10 protein-coding genes are annotated in these 18,474 nt (G+C 75.1%); 7 read left to right on the top strand and 3 right to left on the bottom strand.

What is annotated here, in order from left to right:
- The first annotated feature begins 39 nt into the window (after nucleotides 1-39).
- The 7 genes from JQC91_RS17360 to JQC91_RS17330 all read left to right on the top strand — a co-directional run bounded on the left by JQC91_RS17360 (nucleotide 40) and on the right by JQC91_RS17330 (nucleotide 16,386).
- Complete coding sequence (locus JQC91_RS17360; RefSeq protein ID WP_238941663.1) at nucleotides 40-6,501, top strand: hypothetical protein; 6,462 nt, start codon at nucleotides 40-42, stop codon at nucleotides 6,499-6,501.
- Between the two features lie 62 nt (nucleotides 6,502-6,563).
- Nucleotides 6,564-7,895, top strand: a complete 1,332-nt coding sequence (gene tssK, locus JQC91_RS17355) for a type VI secretion system baseplate subunit TssK (RefSeq protein WP_203288841.1) — start codon at nucleotides 6,564-6,566, stop codon at nucleotides 7,893-7,895.
- A 1-nt stretch (nucleotide 7,896) separates the two neighbouring features.
- Nucleotides 7,897-9,525 (top strand): type IVB secretion system protein IcmH/DotU, encoded by a 1,629-nt coding sequence (icmH, locus tag JQC91_RS17350; RefSeq protein ID WP_203288839.1) that lies wholly within the window; start codon nucleotides 7,897-7,899, stop codon nucleotides 9,523-9,525.
- Nucleotide 9,526: 1 nt separating this feature from the next.
- Nucleotides 9,527-13,123: a type VI secretion system membrane subunit TssM gene (gene tssM / locus JQC91_RS17345; protein ID WP_203288837.1), complete on the top strand. Its 3,597-nt coding sequence runs from the start codon at nucleotides 9,527-9,529 to the stop codon at nucleotides 13,121-13,123.
- Nucleotides 13,102-13,749 (top strand): type VI secretion system-associated protein TagF, encoded by a 648-nt coding sequence (gene tagF, locus JQC91_RS17340; RefSeq protein WP_203288835.1) that lies wholly within the window; start codon nucleotides 13,102-13,104, stop codon nucleotides 13,747-13,749. Before tssM ends, tagF begins: the two co-directional genes overlap by 22 nt.
- Nucleotides 13,739-14,476, top strand: a complete 738-nt coding sequence (locus JQC91_RS17335) for a protein phosphatase 2C domain-containing protein (RefSeq protein WP_203288833.1) — start codon at nucleotides 13,739-13,741, stop codon at nucleotides 14,474-14,476. The genes tagF and JQC91_RS17335 overlap by 11 nt, the downstream gene beginning before the upstream one ends.
- Nucleotides 14,473-16,386: a serine/threonine-protein kinase gene (locus JQC91_RS17330; RefSeq protein ID WP_203288831.1), complete on the top strand. Its 1,914-nt coding sequence runs from the start codon at nucleotides 14,473-14,475 to the stop codon at nucleotides 16,384-16,386. Before JQC91_RS17335 ends, JQC91_RS17330 begins: the two co-directional genes overlap by 4 nt.
- Here JQC91_RS17330 and JQC91_RS17325 read toward each other — a convergent pair.
- From JQC91_RS17325 to JQC91_RS17315, 3 genes are read right to left on the bottom strand one after another with little or no spacing between them, the layout of a single operon-like run.
- Complete coding sequence (locus JQC91_RS17325) at nucleotides 16,383-17,624, bottom strand: hypothetical protein (protein ID WP_203288829.1); 1,242 nt, start codon at nucleotides 17,622-17,624, stop codon at nucleotides 16,383-16,385. The genes JQC91_RS17330 and JQC91_RS17325 overlap by 4 nt on opposite strands.
- A complete protein-coding gene (locus tag JQC91_RS17320) occupies nucleotides 17,621-18,028 on the bottom strand; it encodes a biopolymer transporter ExbD (RefSeq protein WP_203288828.1) in 408 nt (135 codons plus the stop codon). The genes JQC91_RS17325 and JQC91_RS17320 overlap by 4 nt, the downstream gene beginning before the upstream one ends.
- Nucleotides 18,025-18,471, bottom strand: coding sequence for a biopolymer transporter ExbD (locus JQC91_RS17315; protein WP_203288827.1), 447 nt, complete (start codon nucleotides 18,469-18,471; stop codon nucleotides 18,025-18,027). Before JQC91_RS17315 ends, JQC91_RS17320 begins: the two co-directional genes overlap by 4 nt.
- Between the last annotated feature and the right edge of the window lie 3 nt (nucleotides 18,472-18,474).

The raw sequence follows: 18,474 nt of genomic DNA, 5'->3' as shown, positions 1-18,474 counted from the left end.
GACAGCGACCTCGCGGGGAGCATCACCGGCACGCTGGAGGTGACGGGCGCGACCACCACGGTGGACGGCGCGGCGTCGGTGTCGGCCGGCACCACCGTCACGGACGGCACCCTCGACGTGGACGGGGCGCTGACCTCGGGCGTCACCGTCGGGACGGACGGCGCCCTCGACCTCGACGGGTCCATCACGGGCGACGTCGGCACCGCGGGCACGACCGACCTCGCGGGGACGATTACGGGCGCGCTCACGGTGTCGGGCGCGACCACGACGGTGAGCGGCACGAGCACGGTCACCGGCGGGACGGACGTCACGAACGCCCTGCTCGACGTGGACGCGGCGCTGACCTCGGACGTCGACGTGCAGGCGGGCGGGACGCTCGACCTCGACGGCAGCATCACGGGCACGGTCGACAACGCGAACCTCGCCACCTTGGCGGGCGGGACCGTGTCGGGGCTGGTGACGACGACGGCGGGCGGGGCGACCACCGTGGACGGTGCCCTGACGGCGACCTCGGGGCTCACGACGACGGGCGCGGGGGCGACCGCGACCGTGGCCCAAGGCGCGCGGCTGACCGGGGACCTGCGGGCGACGATGCAGGGCGCCAACACGGTGGCCGGCACCGTCGAGGGCTCGGTCGAGGTGCAGGCGGACGGCGCCACCACCATCGCGGCGACGGGCGACGTCGAGGGCGACGTGGACGTCGCGGCGACCGGGACGCTCGACCTCGACGGCGACGTGCTTGCGGCGAGCGGCGGGACCGGCGACGTGGTGAACGCGGGCACGGTCGACCTGTCGGGCACGGTGGGCGGCACCTTCACGAACGACGCGGGGGGCGACCTCGACGTCGACGGGAACGCGACGGTCACGGGGCTGCTGACGAACACGGGCGCGGGCGCGTCGACGACCGTCGAGGCCACGCGCACCCTCACCGCGACGGCCGGGGTGGAGAACCTCGCCGGGGCGGAGATCGACGTGGACGGCGACTTGGCGGGCACGCTGGTCAACGAGGCGACGGCGCGGCTCGGCGGCGGGACGATCTCGGGGCTGGTGACGACGCGGGCGGGCGGCACCACCACCGTGGACGCCGCGCTCACGGCGACGGCGGGCCTCACGGCGACGGGGGCGGGCTCGCGGACCATCGTGGACGCGCAGGTGACGGGCGACGTCTCGAACGAGGGCGGGGCGAACCTCGACGTGAACGCGGACGTGACCGGCACGGTGACCAATGCCGCGACCGCGACGGCGGGCGGCGCGACCGTCGGCACCCTCGTGACCGAGGGCGGCGGCACGACCACCATCGACGGCGCGGTCACGGCGACGACGGCGCGCACGACCGGCACCGGCTCGACCACGGTCGTGTCCTCGGGCCAGACGCTGACGGCGGCGGCGCAGGTGGAGGGCGGCACGCTCGACGTCGACGGCACGCTCGACGGGACGGCGACCGTCACGGGGACCGGCGACGTGGACCTCGACGGGCGGATCGACGGGGACCTCGATGTGACGGCCGGCACCGCGAGCGTGAACGGCGCGGGCGTGCCGGGCGGCGGTGCGGCGGTGACCGGCGCGGTCTCGACCGGGACGGGCGGGGCGGTCACCTTCGACGGGAACACGACGCTCGCGCAGTCCATCGCGAACCTCGGCGCGGTGACGGTGGACGACGGCGTCACCCTGTCCTTCGGGCCGGGCCTCGGCGTGGCCAACACCGGGCGGACGACGGTGCGCGGGACGCTGGACGGCGACGTCGCCGGGACGGGCGGCGTGACGATGACGGGCGCGAACGCCCGGATCACCGGCGACGTGGCGGTCGGGGCCGACAGCAGCCTGCGCAACGCCATCGGCGGCGCGCTGACGGTGAACGGCGGCACTGCGACGGCGACCGACCCGCTGACGGTGACCGGCGCGATCGACGTGGCGGGCGGCGCCCTCGTGATCGACGCGGCGACCGCCGCCGCCAGCGCGGTGGCCACGGGCGGGACGCTGACGCTGAACGCGGCGCTCTCGACCGGCGGGGCGGGCGTGGAGGCCGATGGCGGCACGGTGATCCTGAACGCGGGCGGCTCCGTGGCGGGGCCGCTCACGACGACGTCGGGGACGGCGACGCTGAACGGCGGGACGGTGACCGGCGACCTCGAGACGGATGGCGGCGCGACCGAGGTGGCGGGCGCGGCGACCGTCACCGGCGCCACGGAGGGCGACGGCGACCTCGAGATTTCCTCGGGCGGCGCGCTGACGACGGCGTCGCTGACGAACGGCGGCACGCTGACCATCGCGGGCGCGGTGACCGCGCCGCTGGTGACGTCGACCGACACCCTCGCGCTGAGCGGGACGGTGAACGGCGACCTGCGCAACGAGGGCACGGGCGAGGTCACGGGCACGGCCTCGATCACCGGGACGACGACCAACACGGACGACCTGACGGTGACGGGCGCGCTCTCGGCGGGCGGGCTCGTGACGAACGCGGCCACGGGCACGCTCGACATCGACGGCACGCTGACCGGCGCGGTCGGCAACGACGGGCGGGTGGAACTGGCGGGCACGGTGACGGGCGCGCTGACCAACCGGAACGTCGTCGTGGTGGACGGCGCGGCGACGGCGGCGAGCGGGATCGACACCCAAGCCGGGGCGACGACGACCGTGGCGGGCGGAGCGAGCCTGACGGGCGACCTGCGCGACGTGGCCGACCCGACCGCGGTCACCGAGATCGACGGCACGGTCACGGGCGACGTCGCCTCGGCGGGGACGCTGGACCTCGCGGGGACGGTGGACGGCACGGTGACGAACAGCGGCGGCACGGCGACCGTGTCGGGCGCGTCCACGGTGACGGGCGGGATAGACAACGACGCCACGCTGACCGTGGACGCGACGCTGACGGGCACGGTGGACAACGCCTCCGCCGTCACGCTGGCGGGGGGCGGCACCGGCGCGCTGACCAACCGAGCGGGCGCGACGGTGGAGGTCACGGGCGACGTGACCCAGACCGGCGACCTCACGAACGCGGGCACCGTGACGGTGGCCGACGGGGGCACGTTGGGCTTCGCGTCGGGCGAGCTGGTGAACGACGACGTGCTGGACGTGCGCTCGGGCGGCACCGTGACCGGCGGCGTGACCTCGACGGGCAGCGCGACCGTGGCCGGGACCGTGGGGTCGCTGACGCTGACGGGCGGCGAGGCGACCCTCGCGGAGGGGGCGATGCTGGGCGCGCTGACGGTCGGGGCGGGCACCATGGTGACGGTCACCGGCGACGCCGCGGTCCTCGCGCTGGCGCCGAACGTCGGCACGATCGTCAACGAGGGCACGATCGAGGGCGACTCCTCCGACGACATCGAACTGAGCGCCGTGCGGCTGGAGCTGGCCAGCACGGGGGTGCTGCGCTCCGAGGGCACGGGCACGTTCACGGTGCGGGCGACGACGATCCGCCTCGAGGCCGGCTCGACCGTCGAGACCGGGGTCGTCCTGATCGGGGGGATCGAGAACGCCGGCAACCTGACCTTCGACACCGACCAGACGCTGACGGGTGGCCTCGACAACGAGGACACCGGCACCGTGACCGTCGCCGCGCAGGTGGACGCCGGGGGCTTCGGCGTGACCAACGCGGGGTCGCTGTCGGTGACGGACGGCAACGCGCTGACCAACGTGTCGAGCTTCGTGAACACCGACACCGGCACGGCCACCGTGGGGACCGGCGCGACCCTGCAGGCCGGGGCGCTGGCCAACTCGGGCACGCTGACGAACCGCGGCGAGATCGAGGTGACGATGTCGGCCCTGTCGTCCGACGGCAGCTTCACCAACGCCGCGTCGGGGACGCTGACGGGCGCGCTCGAGAACCTCGCGGGCGGGACCGCGACGAACCGCGGCGAGATCACGGGGCCGGTGACCAACGCCGGGACGCTGACCGCGTCGGGCGCGATCGGCGGGACGCTGACCTCGACCGGCGCGACCACCATCGACGGCGAGCTGGCGTCGGGCGGCGTGGACGTGGCCGGCGGCACGACGACGATCACCGCGGCGGGCGACCTCGCCTCCGGCGACGTCGCGGTGGCGGACGGTGCCACGCTGGACGTGGCGGGCCGGACGCGCGGCGACGTCGCCTCGGAGGGCGGCGGCACGGTCGTGCTGACCGGCGAGATCGACGGCGACGCGGACCTGTCCGGGAACTCGACCCTCGCGGGGGCCATCGGCGGGACGCTGGAGAACGACGGCGACGCGACGGTGAGCGGCCCGCTGGACGTCGCGGGCGGCGTGGAGAACGCGGGGACGCTCACCTCGGACGCGGCGGAGCTGACCGTCGGCGGGACGGGGCTGTCGAACACCGGCACCGCGACGGTGACGGCGGGGCTGGACGGATCCGTCTCGAACGATGCCGGGACCGCCACCTTGGGCGGCGGGGTGACCGGCTCGGTGACCAACGCCGCGACGCTGGCCCTGTCCGGCGACGTGGGCGGCGACCTCGTCAACACGGGCGGCACGGCCAGCCTGACGGGGCCGGTGACGGTCGGCGGGGACCTCTCGGTCGAGGGCGGCGCCGTCACGATGGACGACACGCTCACCGTCGCGGGGGAGACGACCGTCCTTGCCGGGACCGGCCTGACCGGCGGCACGCTGGCGAGCGGGTCCGTCGACAACAGCGGCACCATCGACGTGGTGGGCCTGTCGGGCGGCACGACGAACCGGGCGGGCGCGGACCTGACGGTCTCGGGCGCGACCACGGGCGACGTCATCAACCTCGGGGAGGCGACGTTCGGGGGCCTCGTGACGGGCAGCGTCGCCAACAGCGGCACGCTGACCTTGGACACCGGCGTGGACGGGAACCTCACGGCGCGGGAGGGGTCGACCCTGACCCTCGCCGACGGGGTCTCGATCACGGGGACGTTCGACAACTCGGTCTCGCGGACCATCGGGGCCGGCGAGACGCTGGCGGCGGGACGGCTGCTGCAGCGCGAGGGCGCGCTGACCATCGAGGGCACGCTCGACGGCATGGCGCAGACGGCGGCGGGCGGCACGCTCGTCCTCGGGCCGGACGGCTTCGTCACCGGCAGCGCCCGGATCGACGGCGGCCTCTCCTATTCGGGGAGCGGGCCCGCGATCCTCGGCGGGACGCTCTCGGGGACCGGCACGATCGACCTCCAGAACGGGGCGACGACGGACGTGCTGACGGTCCCGCGCCTCGCGGGCGACGGCCTGACCCTCGCCTTCGACCTCGACCTCGACGGCGGCACGAGCGACCGCGTCGTGTCCACGGGCGCGGTCACGGGCGACTACCTGCTGTCCTTCAACCTCTTGAACGAGGGGACGACGGCGGATCTCTCGCGGGGGATCGTCCTGATCGACGGGCGGGCGGGCAGCGACATCTCGGCCAGCATCGACCCGGCGACGGAGCTTCCGGTCTCGGCCCGCCAAGTCTACGTCCTGCGGCCCGACGTGGGCGCGGGCGACCTGCTGCTGACCAGCCAGCTCAACCCGGCCATCGGCGGGATCGCGGGCAACGTCGCGCTGACCCAGTCGCTGATCGGGGCGCTGGTGAACCGCCCGACCTCGCCCTTCGTGGTGGGCCTCGCCTCGACGCAGGAGCCGACCTGCGGCGCGGGCGCGTGGTCGCGCCTCACCGCCGGCCAGGCCGACGCGACGGGCAGCACCACGGACGGCACGAACGACCTGCCGAGCACGGTGGACGCGACCTACCAAGGCCTCCAGATCGGCGGCGACTTCGCCTGCTTCAACGGGGCGATCCGCGGGTTCGACCTGGCCTTCGGGGCGACGGCCGGGGTCAACACCGGCTCGACCACGCAGGAGGTGCTCCAGCTCGCGCAGCTGGGCGGGGCGCAGACCGACGTGGTCGACAGCGTCACGACCTCCGACTTCGACCAGCAGTATCTCGGCTTCTACGTCACCGGGGCGCGGGGGCCGCTGGTCGGCGACCTGCAGCTGCGGGCCGAGCAGACGGAGTTCGTTTTCAACAACCGCGCGGCCGCCGGCCTCGCGCTGGGGCTGACGGACCAGAAGCTCGACGTCGACGCGATCACGCTGTCGGGCTCGGTCAGCCGGTCCTTCCCCGTGGGCGAGAGCGGCTGGACGGTCGTCCCGACGGCGGGCTTCAGCTACACCAAGGCCGATGGCGGGACGCTGGACTTCGACGACGGCTCGACGCTGACGCTCGAATCCTACGACCAGAAGCTCGCCTTCCTCGGCAGCACCGTGTCGCGCACCCAGGTGGCGGCCTCGGGGAAGTCGGCGCTCAACTACTTCGCGACGGGGACCTACTACGCGGACTTCTCCGACGACCTCGTGTCGCGGTTCGACGACGCCGTCGACCCGGCCAACGACCGGACGCTGACCTCCAGCCCGCTCGAGAGCTACGGCGAGGTGTCGGTAGGCGTGAACTACGTCCGCATCCTCGACGGGTCGCGCGGGCGCCAGTTCAGCGCGTCGGCGCGGATCGACGCACGCCAGTCGAGTTCCCTGTCGAGCTATGGCATCACGGGGCAGGTCCGGTGGCAGTGGTGACGCCCGCCGGGTGAGAGGGATCCGCGTCCGCCGCCGTGCGGGCGCGCAGAGAGGGGACGCGCATGTCGCTGGTCAGCAAGGTCGCGTGGAAGGAGGGGCTGTTCCTCCAGCCGCATCATCTCCAGCAGGCGGACCGCAACGTCCGGCACCTGCTGGACGCGCGGCTGCGCCACCTGTCGCCCTACCCGTGGGGCCTGGCCGAGATGGCGCTGGACCGCGACCTCGCGCAGCAGGGCAAGATCGGCCTGCGCCGCGTGGCGGGGATCATGCCGGACGGAACCCCCTTCGACGCCCCCGAGACCGGGCCGCTGCCCGTGGCGGTGCCCTGCCCGGAGGACGCGGCGGGGCTGTCGGTCTGGCTGACCCTTCCCGAGGCCTCGCCCAACGGGCGCGAGGTCGGGCCGGAGGGGGAGGGGGCGGTGACGCGCTACGCGCTCGCCACCGAGACCGTGGCCGACGACGCCAGCGGGACGCGCTCCGAGCAGGTGCTGGAGATCGCGGTGCCCCGGCTGGAGCTGGCGGTCCGCAAGACGCCCCGGCCGGGCTACCAGTGCCTGCGCCTCGCCGCGATCACGGAGGTGCGCGACGGGGTGGTCTCCTTCGACGACACGCTGCCGCCGCCCGCCCTCGTGCTCGCGGCGCACCCGGTCCTGCTGGGCTACCTCAGCCGCGTCGTCGGCTGGATCGAGGCCAAGCTCGAGACGCTGTCGCGCTACGCCTCGGACCCCTCGGCGGGGGGCGGGATGCAGGCGGCGGACTACCTGATGCTGATGACGCTCAACCGCGAGGTGGGCGTGCTGCGCCACATGGCGGGGCTGCACGCGGTCCATCCCGAGCACCTGTTCGAGCGTCTGGTGGGGCTCGCGGGGGAGCTGTCGACCTTCGACAACGCCAACCGCCTCGCGCCCGCCTACGCGGCCTACGACCACCACGACCCCAAGGCGGGCTTCGGCCCGGTCGTGCGCGACATCCAGCGCCTGCTCAGCCGCGACGTGGGCCGGGCGGTGCGCCTCGACCTGCGGCAGGTGCGCCAGAACAGCTACATCGCCGAGGTCCAGGACCGGCACCTGTTCCGCAACGCCTCCTTCGTCGTCGAGGTCGAGAGCGCCAAGCCGATGACCCAGGTGCAGTCGCAGTTCCCGCAGCTCGCCAAGGTCGGCCCCAACACCCGGATGGGCGAGATCGTCCGCAACAACCTGCCGGGCGTGGGGCTCGTGCACCTGCCCAACCCGCCCCGCCAGATCCGGGTGGTGCCGTCCAACGTCTACTTCCTGCTCGACAAGAAGACCCCGCTCTGGAGCGAGTTCTCCACCGCACCCGCCATCGGGATGCACTTCGCGGGCGACTGGCCGGAGCTGAAGCTGGAGCTCTGGGCCATCCCGGAGGCCGAGTGACATGGCCGGGCGCGACGATCGCGACAAGACGGTGATCGGTGGCCCCGCCCTCGGCGGCGGGGCGGGGCGTCGGCCCGACCCGTTCGGACGGGCGCCCGGCGGCGCGGGCGGCGACAGGACGGTCATCGGCGGCGGTCCCGCGCCGTCGAGCGGCGCGCGCATCGGGGCGGGCGTCGCGCCCGAGGACAGCACGTGGGTCGGCGGCCCGGTCGCGGGGCGCCCGGCGGCGCCCGCGCCGCAGGCCCCGCCCGCCGGCGCCGCCGGATCGGGGCCGGGCTTCGGCACGCGGCTCGGCGCCGGGATGGGGCCGGGCGCGGGCGGCGGCATCGGGCGGCCCGCCGGGTCGGAGGGGCAGGGGTTCTTCCCGGAGATGACCCCGCGCGAGGCGCAGGCCGCGCCGCGCGGTGCGGCCCCGCGCATCACCTTGGAGCAGGCGATGCGGGGCACCGGCCTCGGGGCGGGCGGCTCGTCCAACCCGCTTGTCGCCGCCGCCGCGAACCTGCTGATCCTGTTCGGGCGGCTGCGCACCGGCCTCGTGGAGATGCAGGCCGCGCCGCTGATGGAGCACGTCTACCACGAGATCGTGGCCTTCGAGCGCGCCGCCTCCGCCGCCGGCCTGCCGCCGCAGACGGTCGAGGTCGCCAAGTACGCGCTCTGCGGGACGGCGGACGACATCGTGCAGAACCTGCCCGGCGCGGACCGCGGCCAATGGGCCGAGTACTCGATGGCCGCGCGCTTCTTCAACACGCGCGACACGGGCGTGGGCTTCTTCCACGAGGCCGAGAAGGCGATGCAGGCCCCGGCCGAGCATTACGACCTGCTGGAGCTGATGCTGACCTGCCTCAGCCTCGGGTTCGAGGGCGAGTACCGCACCCGGCCCAACGGGGCGACGGAGCTGGCCCGCATCCGCCACGCCATCTACGAGACGCTGCGCCGCGTGAAGCCGCGCCCCGACGACGACGTCTCGCCGATGTGGGCGCCGGTCATCCTGCGCGGCAGGCGGCGGTTCGGGGGCATCCCCGTCTGGGCCTACGCGGGCCTCGCCGCCGTCCTCGTGGTGGGGTTCTTCGCCACGCTCTCGACGCTGCTGAACCGCGAGGGGAGCGAGGTCGCCAACGCGCTCTACCGGATGCATCCCACGGACGTCTCCGTCGCGCTGGAGCGGTCCGGCCCCGCCACCCCCTTCGTCGCCCCGCAGGCGCAGCTCGACCGCATCCGCGCGGCCCTCGCGCCGGAGATCGCGGCGGGCGAGGTGGAGGTCGGGTCCAAGGGCGACTTCATCTACGTGCGCGTGGGCAACCTGCTGCTGTTCGACAGCGGGCGGGCCGATCTGCGCGCGGAGTTCGCGCCCGTGGCCGCCCGCATCGCCGAGGTGCTGGACGCCGAGCCGGGCCCGATCCGGATCGAGGGCTTCACCGACAGCGTCGGCCAGCCCCAGACCAACCTGAACCTGTCCGTCGCCCGCGCCGAGGCGGTGGAGGCGGTGATCGGGCCGCTGCTGTCCGACGGCGCCCGCGTCGAGTCGGTGGGCCGGGGCGAGGCCGATCCGATCGGCGACAACGCGACGCCCGAGGGCCGGGCGCAGAACCGGCGGGTCGAGGTGTCGATCGCGCGCGAGGGGACCTTCTGAGATGATGCGCCGCCTGTTCCGCAAGCTCTTCAAGCACGGCTGGTTCCGCACGGTGCTGATGGTGCTGGGCCTGATCGGCCTGTGCGTAGCCGTGTGGATCGGCTTCCCGATGACCGGCGTGGTGGTGATGGGCACCGTCTGGCTGCGCGCGACGGTGATCGGGACGATCCTCGGGATCGTGTTCACGGTCTGGCTGGTGCGGTTCCTCAAGCGGCGCCGGGCGGCGCGCGAGCTGGAGGAGGCGATGGTCCCCGTCGAGCCGGTGGGCGACGGCAAGGTCCTCGCCGAGCGGATGACGGAGGCGCTGGCCACGCTGAAGAAGGCGGGCGGGCGGACATACCTCTACGACCTGCCGTGGTACGTCATCATCGGGCCGCCGGGCGCGGGCAAGACGACCGCGCTGAAGAACAGCGGGATCGAGTTCCCCCTCGACCGCACGGGCGGGGCGCTGGAAGGGTTCGGCGGCACGCGCAACTGCGACTGGTGGTTCGCCGAGGACGCGGTGCTGATCGACACCGCCGGTCGCTACACCACGCAGGACAGCCACGCCGAGGCCGACGGCGCCTCGTGGCGGGCGTTCCTCGACCTGCTCAAGCGGACGCGGCCCTCGCAGCCGATCAACGGCGTCATCCTCGCGCTGTCGATCGAGGACGTGATGGGCGACGACGTGGCCCGCCACGCCGAGACCGTGCGCGCCCGGCTGGCCGAGATCCACGAGACGCTGAAGGTCGACTTCCCCGTCTACGTCCTCTTCACCAAGGCCGACCTGGTCGCGGGGTTCCGGGAGTATTTCGGCTCGTTCTCGCTGCAGCGCAGAAACGCGGTCTGGGGCACGACCTTCCAGACCAAGGACCGCAAGGCGCTCACCCACGAGGCGGTGCCCGCCGAGTTCGACCGCCTGGTGGGGCGGCTCTCGGAGGAGGTGATCGACCGGCTCAACGAGGAGCCCGACGGCATCAGCCGGATCGCCATCTTCGGCCTGCCCGGCCAGATGGCGATGCTGCGCGAGGGGGTGTCCGACTTCCTGCGCCGGGTGTTCGAGCCGACGCGCTACACGTCGAACGCGATCCTGCGCGGATTCTACTTCGCCTCCGGCACGCAGGAGGGGACGCCGATCGACCAGGTGCTGGGCGCGATCGACGACGGCGCGGCGGGCTTCGGGACGGGCTTCATGTCCGGCAAGGGCAAGTCCTTCTTCCTGCGCGACCTCCTCGAGAAGGTGATCTTCGCCGAGCGCGACTGGGTCTCCCACGACCGCCGCGCGGTGCGGCGGCAGGCGGTCGCGCGGGGCGTGGGCTTCACCGCCGTCACGGTGCTGGCGGCCGCCGCGCTGGCGGGGATGGGCTGGTCCTACTGGCGGAACGCCTCGCTCGTGGACGTGGCGCGCGCCGAGGCCGCGTCCTACGCGCGCCAAGCCAGCGAGGAGATCGACCGCCAGATCATCGACGACACCCGGCTGGAGCCGATCCTGCCGATCCTCGACGACCTGCGCGCGATGCCCGCGGGCTACGGGACGGACGCGGACTCCCCCGTCTGGGAAGGGCTGGGCCTCGGGCAGCGGGACCGGCTGGAGGACGCCTCGGAGGTGGCCTACTCCGACGCGCTGGAGCGGATGCTGCGCCCCCGCCTGATCCTGTCGCTGGAGCAGGAGATGCCGCTGATCGTCGGCCGGGGCGACACGACGGAGATCTACCGCGCGCTCAAGGTCTACATGCTGCTCGGCGCGCAGGGCGGGCGGACGGACGACGGGGCCATCCTGTCGTGGTTCGAGGACACGTGGCGCGCCATCTACGACGGGCTGGCGGGGCTCGACACGCGCGAGGCGCTGATGCGCCACCTCGGCGCGATGCTCGAGCTGGACGACGTGCGCGACCCCTTGGTCGAGATCGACGAGGCGACCATCGCGCTGGCGCGGGGCGCCATCACGCGCCTGACCCCGGCGGACCAGGCATGGGCGCTGATCGAGGACGGCGTGGCGAGCGCGGGCCTGCCGGACTGGTCGCTGGAGACGGCGGCGGGCGGCGGCTCGGACCGCGTGTTCAGCACCCGCGACGGCACCGACCTGTCCCGCCTGACGGTGCCCGCGCTCTACACCTACGAGGGGTTCTGGGCCTACTTCTACCCGTCGCTGGACGAGGTGGCCGAGCGGCTGCGCGCGGACCAGTGGGTCTTGGGCGAGGACGCCGCCTCCGAGGAGTTCGAGGCCCGGATGGGGACGCTCGACCGCACCCTGCTCGACCGCTACCGCCGGGGTCACAAGGCCGCGTGGGACGCGGTGCTCGGGAACCTGTCGCTCAACAGCCTCGTGGCCGATGCGCCGCGCTACGAGACGCTGGGGCTCTTGGCCTCCGAGATCTCCTCGCCGCTGCTGATGCTGGTGCGCGCGGTCGACACCGAGACCCAGGTCACGCGCGAGCTGGAGGGGCTGGAGGGCCTCACCCCGGACGCCTTGGCCGGCGGGGTCGACGCCGAGGGGATCGCGGGCAACGTCGGCAGCCAAGTGCTGCAGCGGGTGCGCTCGCGCTCGACCGGGGTGCAGCGCATCCTGATGGAGGCGGCCACCTCCGGCGGGGGCGGCGGGCGCATCGGCGTCGCGGGCGCGTCCGGCGGGGGCGGCGACGGGCTCGTCACGCCGATCGAGCGGATCGCCGAGGAATACGAGGACTGGTCCGTCCTGCTGTCGGGCGAGCCGGGCAAGCGGCCGATCGACGCCGTGCTCGGCAACCTCGGCTCGGTCTGGACGGCGCTCGCGGCCGGGCGCTCCTCGCCGGAGCAGACGGCTGTCCTGCTGCCGCAGATCCTGTCGGAGCTGACCCGCTACAACAGCCAGCTGCCCACGGAGGTGGCCGCGCTCGTCAACGAGGCGGAGGCCGATTTCCGGCAGGGCGCGACGGACGCGAACATCGAGACGATGAACCGCGCCCTCGCCAACCAGATCACCTTCTTCTGCCGCGACACGATCGCGCCGAGCTACCCGTTCTCGGACTCGTCGCGGGCGCTGTCGATCGACAACTTCGCGCGGTTCTTCGGGCCGAACGGGGACATGGACCGCTTCTACACCGAGTTCCTCGCCCCCCATGCCGAGCGCACCTCCGAGGGCCTGCGCTGGCGCGAGGACGGCCCGCTGGCCGGCCGCCTGTCGCCCGGCGCGCTGCGCCAGTTCGACCGGGCCGAGCGCATCCGGCAGGCCTTCTTCGCGGGCGGGGGCACCAAGCCCGAGGTGGAGATCTCCGTCCAGCAGGTGGACAACCACGTCACCGTCGAGAGCGCGGTGCTGATCGTGAACGACCAGCGCGTGCCGACCGTGCGCTACGAGATCCCCAAGACGGTGGTCTGGCCGGGCACCGGCTCGGCCACCGCGATCCAGCTGCTGCCCGACCTCGGGCGTCCGTCCACCGTCGGCTTCACCGGCAGCGCGTGGACCTTCATGCAGTTGCTGGACGCGGCGACGGGCAAGACACGCAACGGCGACACGACCCGGGCCACCTTCACCATCGGCGGGCGCAACATCACCTACGACTTCACGATCAACGCCATCGCCAACCCCTTCACCATGCCGGAGCTGCGGGAGTTCGAATGCCCGCAGTCGCTGGACTGAGCCCGGTGGACGACGCGCTGCGGTTCGGCTGGTTCGGCAAGCATCCCGGCTTGGGCGACTTCGTCTCGCGCGGCGTGGCGGAGCCGTTGCAGGCGGCGATGCAGGACTGGCTCGACGGGGCGCTCGGGGCGTGGCGCGCCGAGGCGGGCGAAGCTTGGGCCGACGCCTTCGACGCGGCCCGCCCGGTGCGGTTCTGGCTGGGCGGCGGCGTGCTGGGCGAAGGGCGTTCCGGCGTCATGGCCCCCTCGCGCGACAGGGTGGGGCGCCGCTACCCGCTGATCGCGTGGGGCGCGGGCGCCATCGCGCCGCCGCCGCTCGACGCGGATCAGTCCGCCTTCGACGCCCTCGAGGCGGCCTTGGACGCGGTGCGCGCGGACCCGGACGCGCCCGTGCCGGGCGACGCGGCCCCCCCGCCGGTCGAGGACCTGCTCTGGGCGATGAACGGAAGCGGCGACGTGGCGGGCCTCCTGTCCGACATCGCCGCGGAGGACATGGCGCGCGCCACACAGTCGCGCAGCTACTGGTGGACGGCGGGCGGCGATGCCGCGCGGGTGGTCTCGGCGACGGGGCTGCCGGACGGGCGGGCGCTGGCATGGGTGATGACGGGGCGGGGCGATGCAGGCTGACCGGTTCGAGGCCGCGTTCCGCACGGATACCGGGCGGGTGCGCGACCACAACGAGGACGCGGCCCTGTCGCGCCCCGACCTCGGGCTCTTCGCCGTGGCCGACGGCATGGGGGGCCATGCGGCCGGCGACTATGCCAGCGGGGCCATCGTCGCGGCGCTCGACTCCGTGGGCCTCGCCGCGTCGCTGGAGGATCTGGAGGCGCGGGTGCTGGAGCGGCTGGAGGGCGCGCACCACGCCATCGCCGCCCGTGCCGCGCAGCTCGGCGGGACCGTGGGGGCGACGGTCGTCGCGCTGATGGTCCACGAGGATGAGTTCGCCTGCGCGTGGGCTGGGGACAGCCGCCTCTACCGGATGCGCGACGGCGTCCTGTCGCAGGTCAGCACGGACCACACGGAGGTGCAGGACCTGATCGACGCGGGCACGCTGCGTCCCGAGGAGGCCGCGACGTGGCCCCGGCGCAACGTCATCACCCGCGCCGTGGGCGTGACCGGCCCGCCGACCTGCGATGTGGCCCGCGGACGGGTCGCGCTGGGGGACCTGTTCCTGCTCTGCTCCGACGGGCTGACCGAGCACGTGGGCGACGCCGCCTTGGCCGAGCGCCTGCGCGGCGGCGGCCCGGCGGAGGCGATCTGCGAGGCGCTGGTCGAGGAGACCTTGGCGGCGGGCGCGGTGGACAACGTCACCTGCGTCGTGGTGCGCGCGGCGCGCGACCTCGCGGCCGAATGACCCGTCCGGAGGATCCCGAGGGCCCGCCCGGGAAGCGGACCGAGCCGCCGCGCGCGCCCACGCCCGACCCTGCGCCGGAGGGGCCCGCCGCGCCCTCGCCCGTCGGCACCGTCCTGAACGACAACTACCGCATCGACCGCCAGATCGGCGAGGGCGGGATGGGCGAGGTCTACGAGGGCGAGCACCTGTTCACGGGCAACCGCGTGGCGATCAAGATGATCCTGCGCGAGCTGTCGGCGGACGAGGCCATCGTCGGGCTGTTCCGCCGCGAGGCGCGCATCCTGTTCGACCTCTCGGACGACGCGATCGTCCGCTACCTCGACAGCTTCCACCACCGCGAGTCCGACCGCTACTGCCTCGTGATGCAGTACATCGACGGCGAGCCCTTGGCCGACCGTCTGGAGGCGTCGGGGCCGCTGCCGCTGGACCAAGTGGTCACGCTCGCCCGCCGCCTCGCCATCGGGCTGGGCAAGGCGCACTCCTTGGGCGTGGTCCACCGCGACCTGTCGCCCGACAACGTGATGCTGCGCGACGGCGAGGTCGCGCGCGCCGCGCTGATCGACTTCGGCATCGCCACCGCCGAGGACAAGTCGGAGGCCACCCTCTTCGGGCGGTTCGCGGGCAAGTACCGCTACGTGGCCCCCGAGCAGCTGGGCCTGCACGGGGGGCAGGTCGGGCCGCGCACGGACATCTACGGGCTCGGCCTGCTGCTGGCCGCCGCCGCGCGGGGCGAGGCGCTCGACATGGGGCGCTCCTTCCCCGACGCGGTGATGGCCCGCGAGCGGGTGCCGGCGCTCGACGGAATCCCCGAGCGGCTGCGCCCGCTGATCGCCCGGATGCTGGAGCCCGACCCCGCCGCGCGCCCCGCCTCCATGGGCGAGGTGGCCGCCCTGCTCGACGACCCGGGCCGCGTCACCGCGCCGCCCGCGCCGGACCGCACGGTCATCGCGACGCCGCCCGGCGCGGCGCAGGGGCAGGCGCGTCCGGCGCCGGTCTCGGGCCCGCCCCGCACCACGGGCCTCGGTCGCCCGGTCGCCCCGGTCACGGACACGACCGAGGGGCCGTTCCGGATGCCGACCGCGCCGCCCGAGGCGGCCCCGGCGCGGGCACCCGCCCGGCGGGCCGGGCCGTGGATCGGGCTGCTGGCGCTGCTCGCCGCGCTCGGCGGGGGCGCGTGGCTCCTGCGCGACCGGCTGCCGCTCCCCGCGCCCGCCGCGCCGGTGGAGGTCGCCGCGCCCGACCCCGGCGGGGCGCCGGACCCCGCGCCCGCGGGTTTCGTCCCGCCGCCGCCCGACGCGGCGACGCGCGCGGGCTTCCTCGCCGGCGCGGTCTCGGGCTGCGCCTACGCCACCCGCGTCACCGCCGGCGCGGATGCGGGCCGGATCGCGGTGTTCGCGGACCGCGAGGGTGCCGCGCCGGGCCTCGCGGACGCCTATGGCGAGGCGTTCGGCGTGGCGCCCGCCCTCGTGCGGCAGCGCGTGGCCCCGGCGCAGTGCCCGGCCCTCGCCGTCGCGCGCGGCCTGCAGGGCCGCGGGGGGACGGCCCCGGCCCTCGTGCTCGACGCGGCGGAGGTGGCGCAGGGCGGGACGGTCCTCGGTCGCGTCTCCGGCGCGAGCGGGCGGGGCGTGGCCCTCCTGCTGGTGACGAGCGACGGCGAGACCTACGACCTCTCGCCCCGGCTGGAGCCGCAGGCGGACGGCTCCCTCCTGTTCGCCTTCACCCTCGCGGCCGCCGGGGTGGCCGAGCCGCAGCCCCAACTCCTCGTCGCGTTGGCCTCGCCCGACCCGCTCGTGGCCGCCGCGACCTTGGTGCCGGGCTCCGACATGGCCGCCCTCGCGGACCGCCTGCTCCCCGAGGCGTCGGAGGCCGGCGCGGTGGCGCAGGTCGCGCGCTTCGAGCTCACGCCCTAGCGGACATCGATCGCCTGCACCGCGAGCCGCGCGCGCGCGTCCACCTGCGCGGACAGGGCGGGGAACACCTCCTCGGCCAGCCGTCCGGCCAGTCGCGCGACGGCGTCGGGCCGCCCCGGCGTGGCGAGCGCGATCAGCAGCGCCTGGGTCTCGCGCGGGGCACCGTCGCGGGTCATCGGGATCGAGAACTCCGCGCGCCCGCCCGAGAAGCGCAGGAAGCGTCGCAGGTCCTGCACCACCCCGTTGTCGTCCACGAGCAGCAGCGAGGTGTAGGCCCCCGCCGCCCCGTCGATCCGCCCGTTCAGCACCTCGCCCGAGGCCAGCTGCGAGCGCGCGAGCGACAGGTCCAGCGCGAAGGCCGGGTAGCGCGCCGCGCCGCGCAGGAAGGTCAGCGCCGGGCATTGCCGCGCGTCGACCAGCAGGTCCCGGTGCTCCACCGGCAGTCCCGGATCCGACAGCACGGCGCGGGCGAAGGCGGCCCCGGTCGCGTCCCGGTCGGTCAGCGTCGTGACCAAGGGGGGGAGGGGGTCGGCCTGCGGGCGCGGCAGGGCCACGAGGCAGGCGTCGTCGAGCCGGGCGCGGATGCGCTCGATCAAGGCGACCAGCGCGGGGTCCGGCGGCGGCCCGGCGGGCGCGGGGGCGGCCGGGGCGGCGGGCGCCGGGGCCGGCGGCAGGGCACTGGGCAGCACGGCGACCTCCGCCGCCCCGGCCGATGCGGCGGGCGGCGCGACGGAGGGCAGGGCCGGCGCGGGATCCCCGACCGGGGCGGCCGTCGGCGCCACGGGGGCGAGCGAGGCGATCGCCGCGGTCCCCAGCGACTCCACCGGGGCGATGGCGGCGCGGGGGACGGCGGCGGTCGCGGCGGGGGCGGGCGGCGCGGCCTCGGACGCGGTCGGGGCCTCGGTCCCGGCGAGGCGCGGCACCTCGGCGGTGGGGGCCACCGCCTCCGCCGCCGCGGGGGCGAGGGCCCCCGCCTCGGGCGCCGTCGCGGCGGTCTCCGGCGCGGGCGCCTCCGCCTCGCCCATGGTCGGGGCTGCGGCGTCCACGGCCTCGGGCGGCAACTCCAGCGCGGGGGCGAGCGTGATGACCGTCTGGCGCGGCGGCGGGGGCGGCGCGGGCGACAGGTCGGGCACGATCCCCAGCACCCATGCGAGGCCGAGGGCGTGGACGCCGAAGGACAGCGCGGAGGCGGCGGCCCAGTGCCCCCCGCTCTCCGAGCGGCCCGTGAGGCGGCTCACCGCGCCACCGCGCGGCGGTGCAGCGTCACGAGGCGCAGCTCGACCGGCTCCAGCTCGGGGCGCCCCACCACGTCGAGCAGCGCGCCCGCCGGGGCGCCGCGGTCGATCAGCAGGTGCAGGCGCGGCGGCTCCTCGAACCCGGCCACGGCCGCCTCGAGCAGTTCGGGCGCGAGGGGCGACCCGTCGAGGCGCCAGCCGCCGTCCGGCGCCACCACGAGGATCGGCGAGGGCAGGATGTCGAGCGGCAGGTCGGTGGTCTCGGACAGGTCGATGTCCGGCCCCACGGGGTTCAGCAGCCGCCCGGTGGCGAGGAAGAAGAAGATCAGCAGCAGCACGATGTTCACGATCGCCAGCGAGACGTCGAGGATCGGCGGCGTGCGGCGCGGGGGGAGCAGGCGGCTCACGGGGCGCCCGCCCGCGTGACGGCGACCGAGGGTATCCCCGCCCCGGTCAGCGCCTCGGCCACCGCGACGAGGTCCTGCACCCGCGCGGTCGGGCGGGCCACGAGCACCACCCGCTCGGTCCCCGCCGCGACGAGGGCGCCCGCGAGGTCCGGCAGCGCGTCGAAGCCGAACCGCTGGCCGCCCGCCACGACCGCGCCGCTGTCGATGGACCACAGCGCGGTCTCGCCCACCGGCGCGGGGGCCTCGGACGGCGCGGCTGCGGCGGCGCCGGCGGGGGTGCCGGGCTTGAGGGTGAGCAGCGAGTAGGGGACCTGCGACGAGGCCAGCATGAAGAAGATCAGCAACTGGAACATCGCGTCCGCCAAGGGCGTCAGCGCGAAGCGGTAGCGGCGCGGCGCGCGTGGCGGCAGGATCGCGCGAACCGGAGGGGCGGAGGCGGCCACCGG

The organism is Jannaschia sp. Os4 (assembly GCF_016820245.1).
Taxonomy (GTDB): Bacteria; Pseudomonadota; Alphaproteobacteria; order Rhodobacterales; family Rhodobacteraceae; genus Jannaschia.
This window is presented reverse-complemented; position numbering and strand designations above follow the sequence as displayed.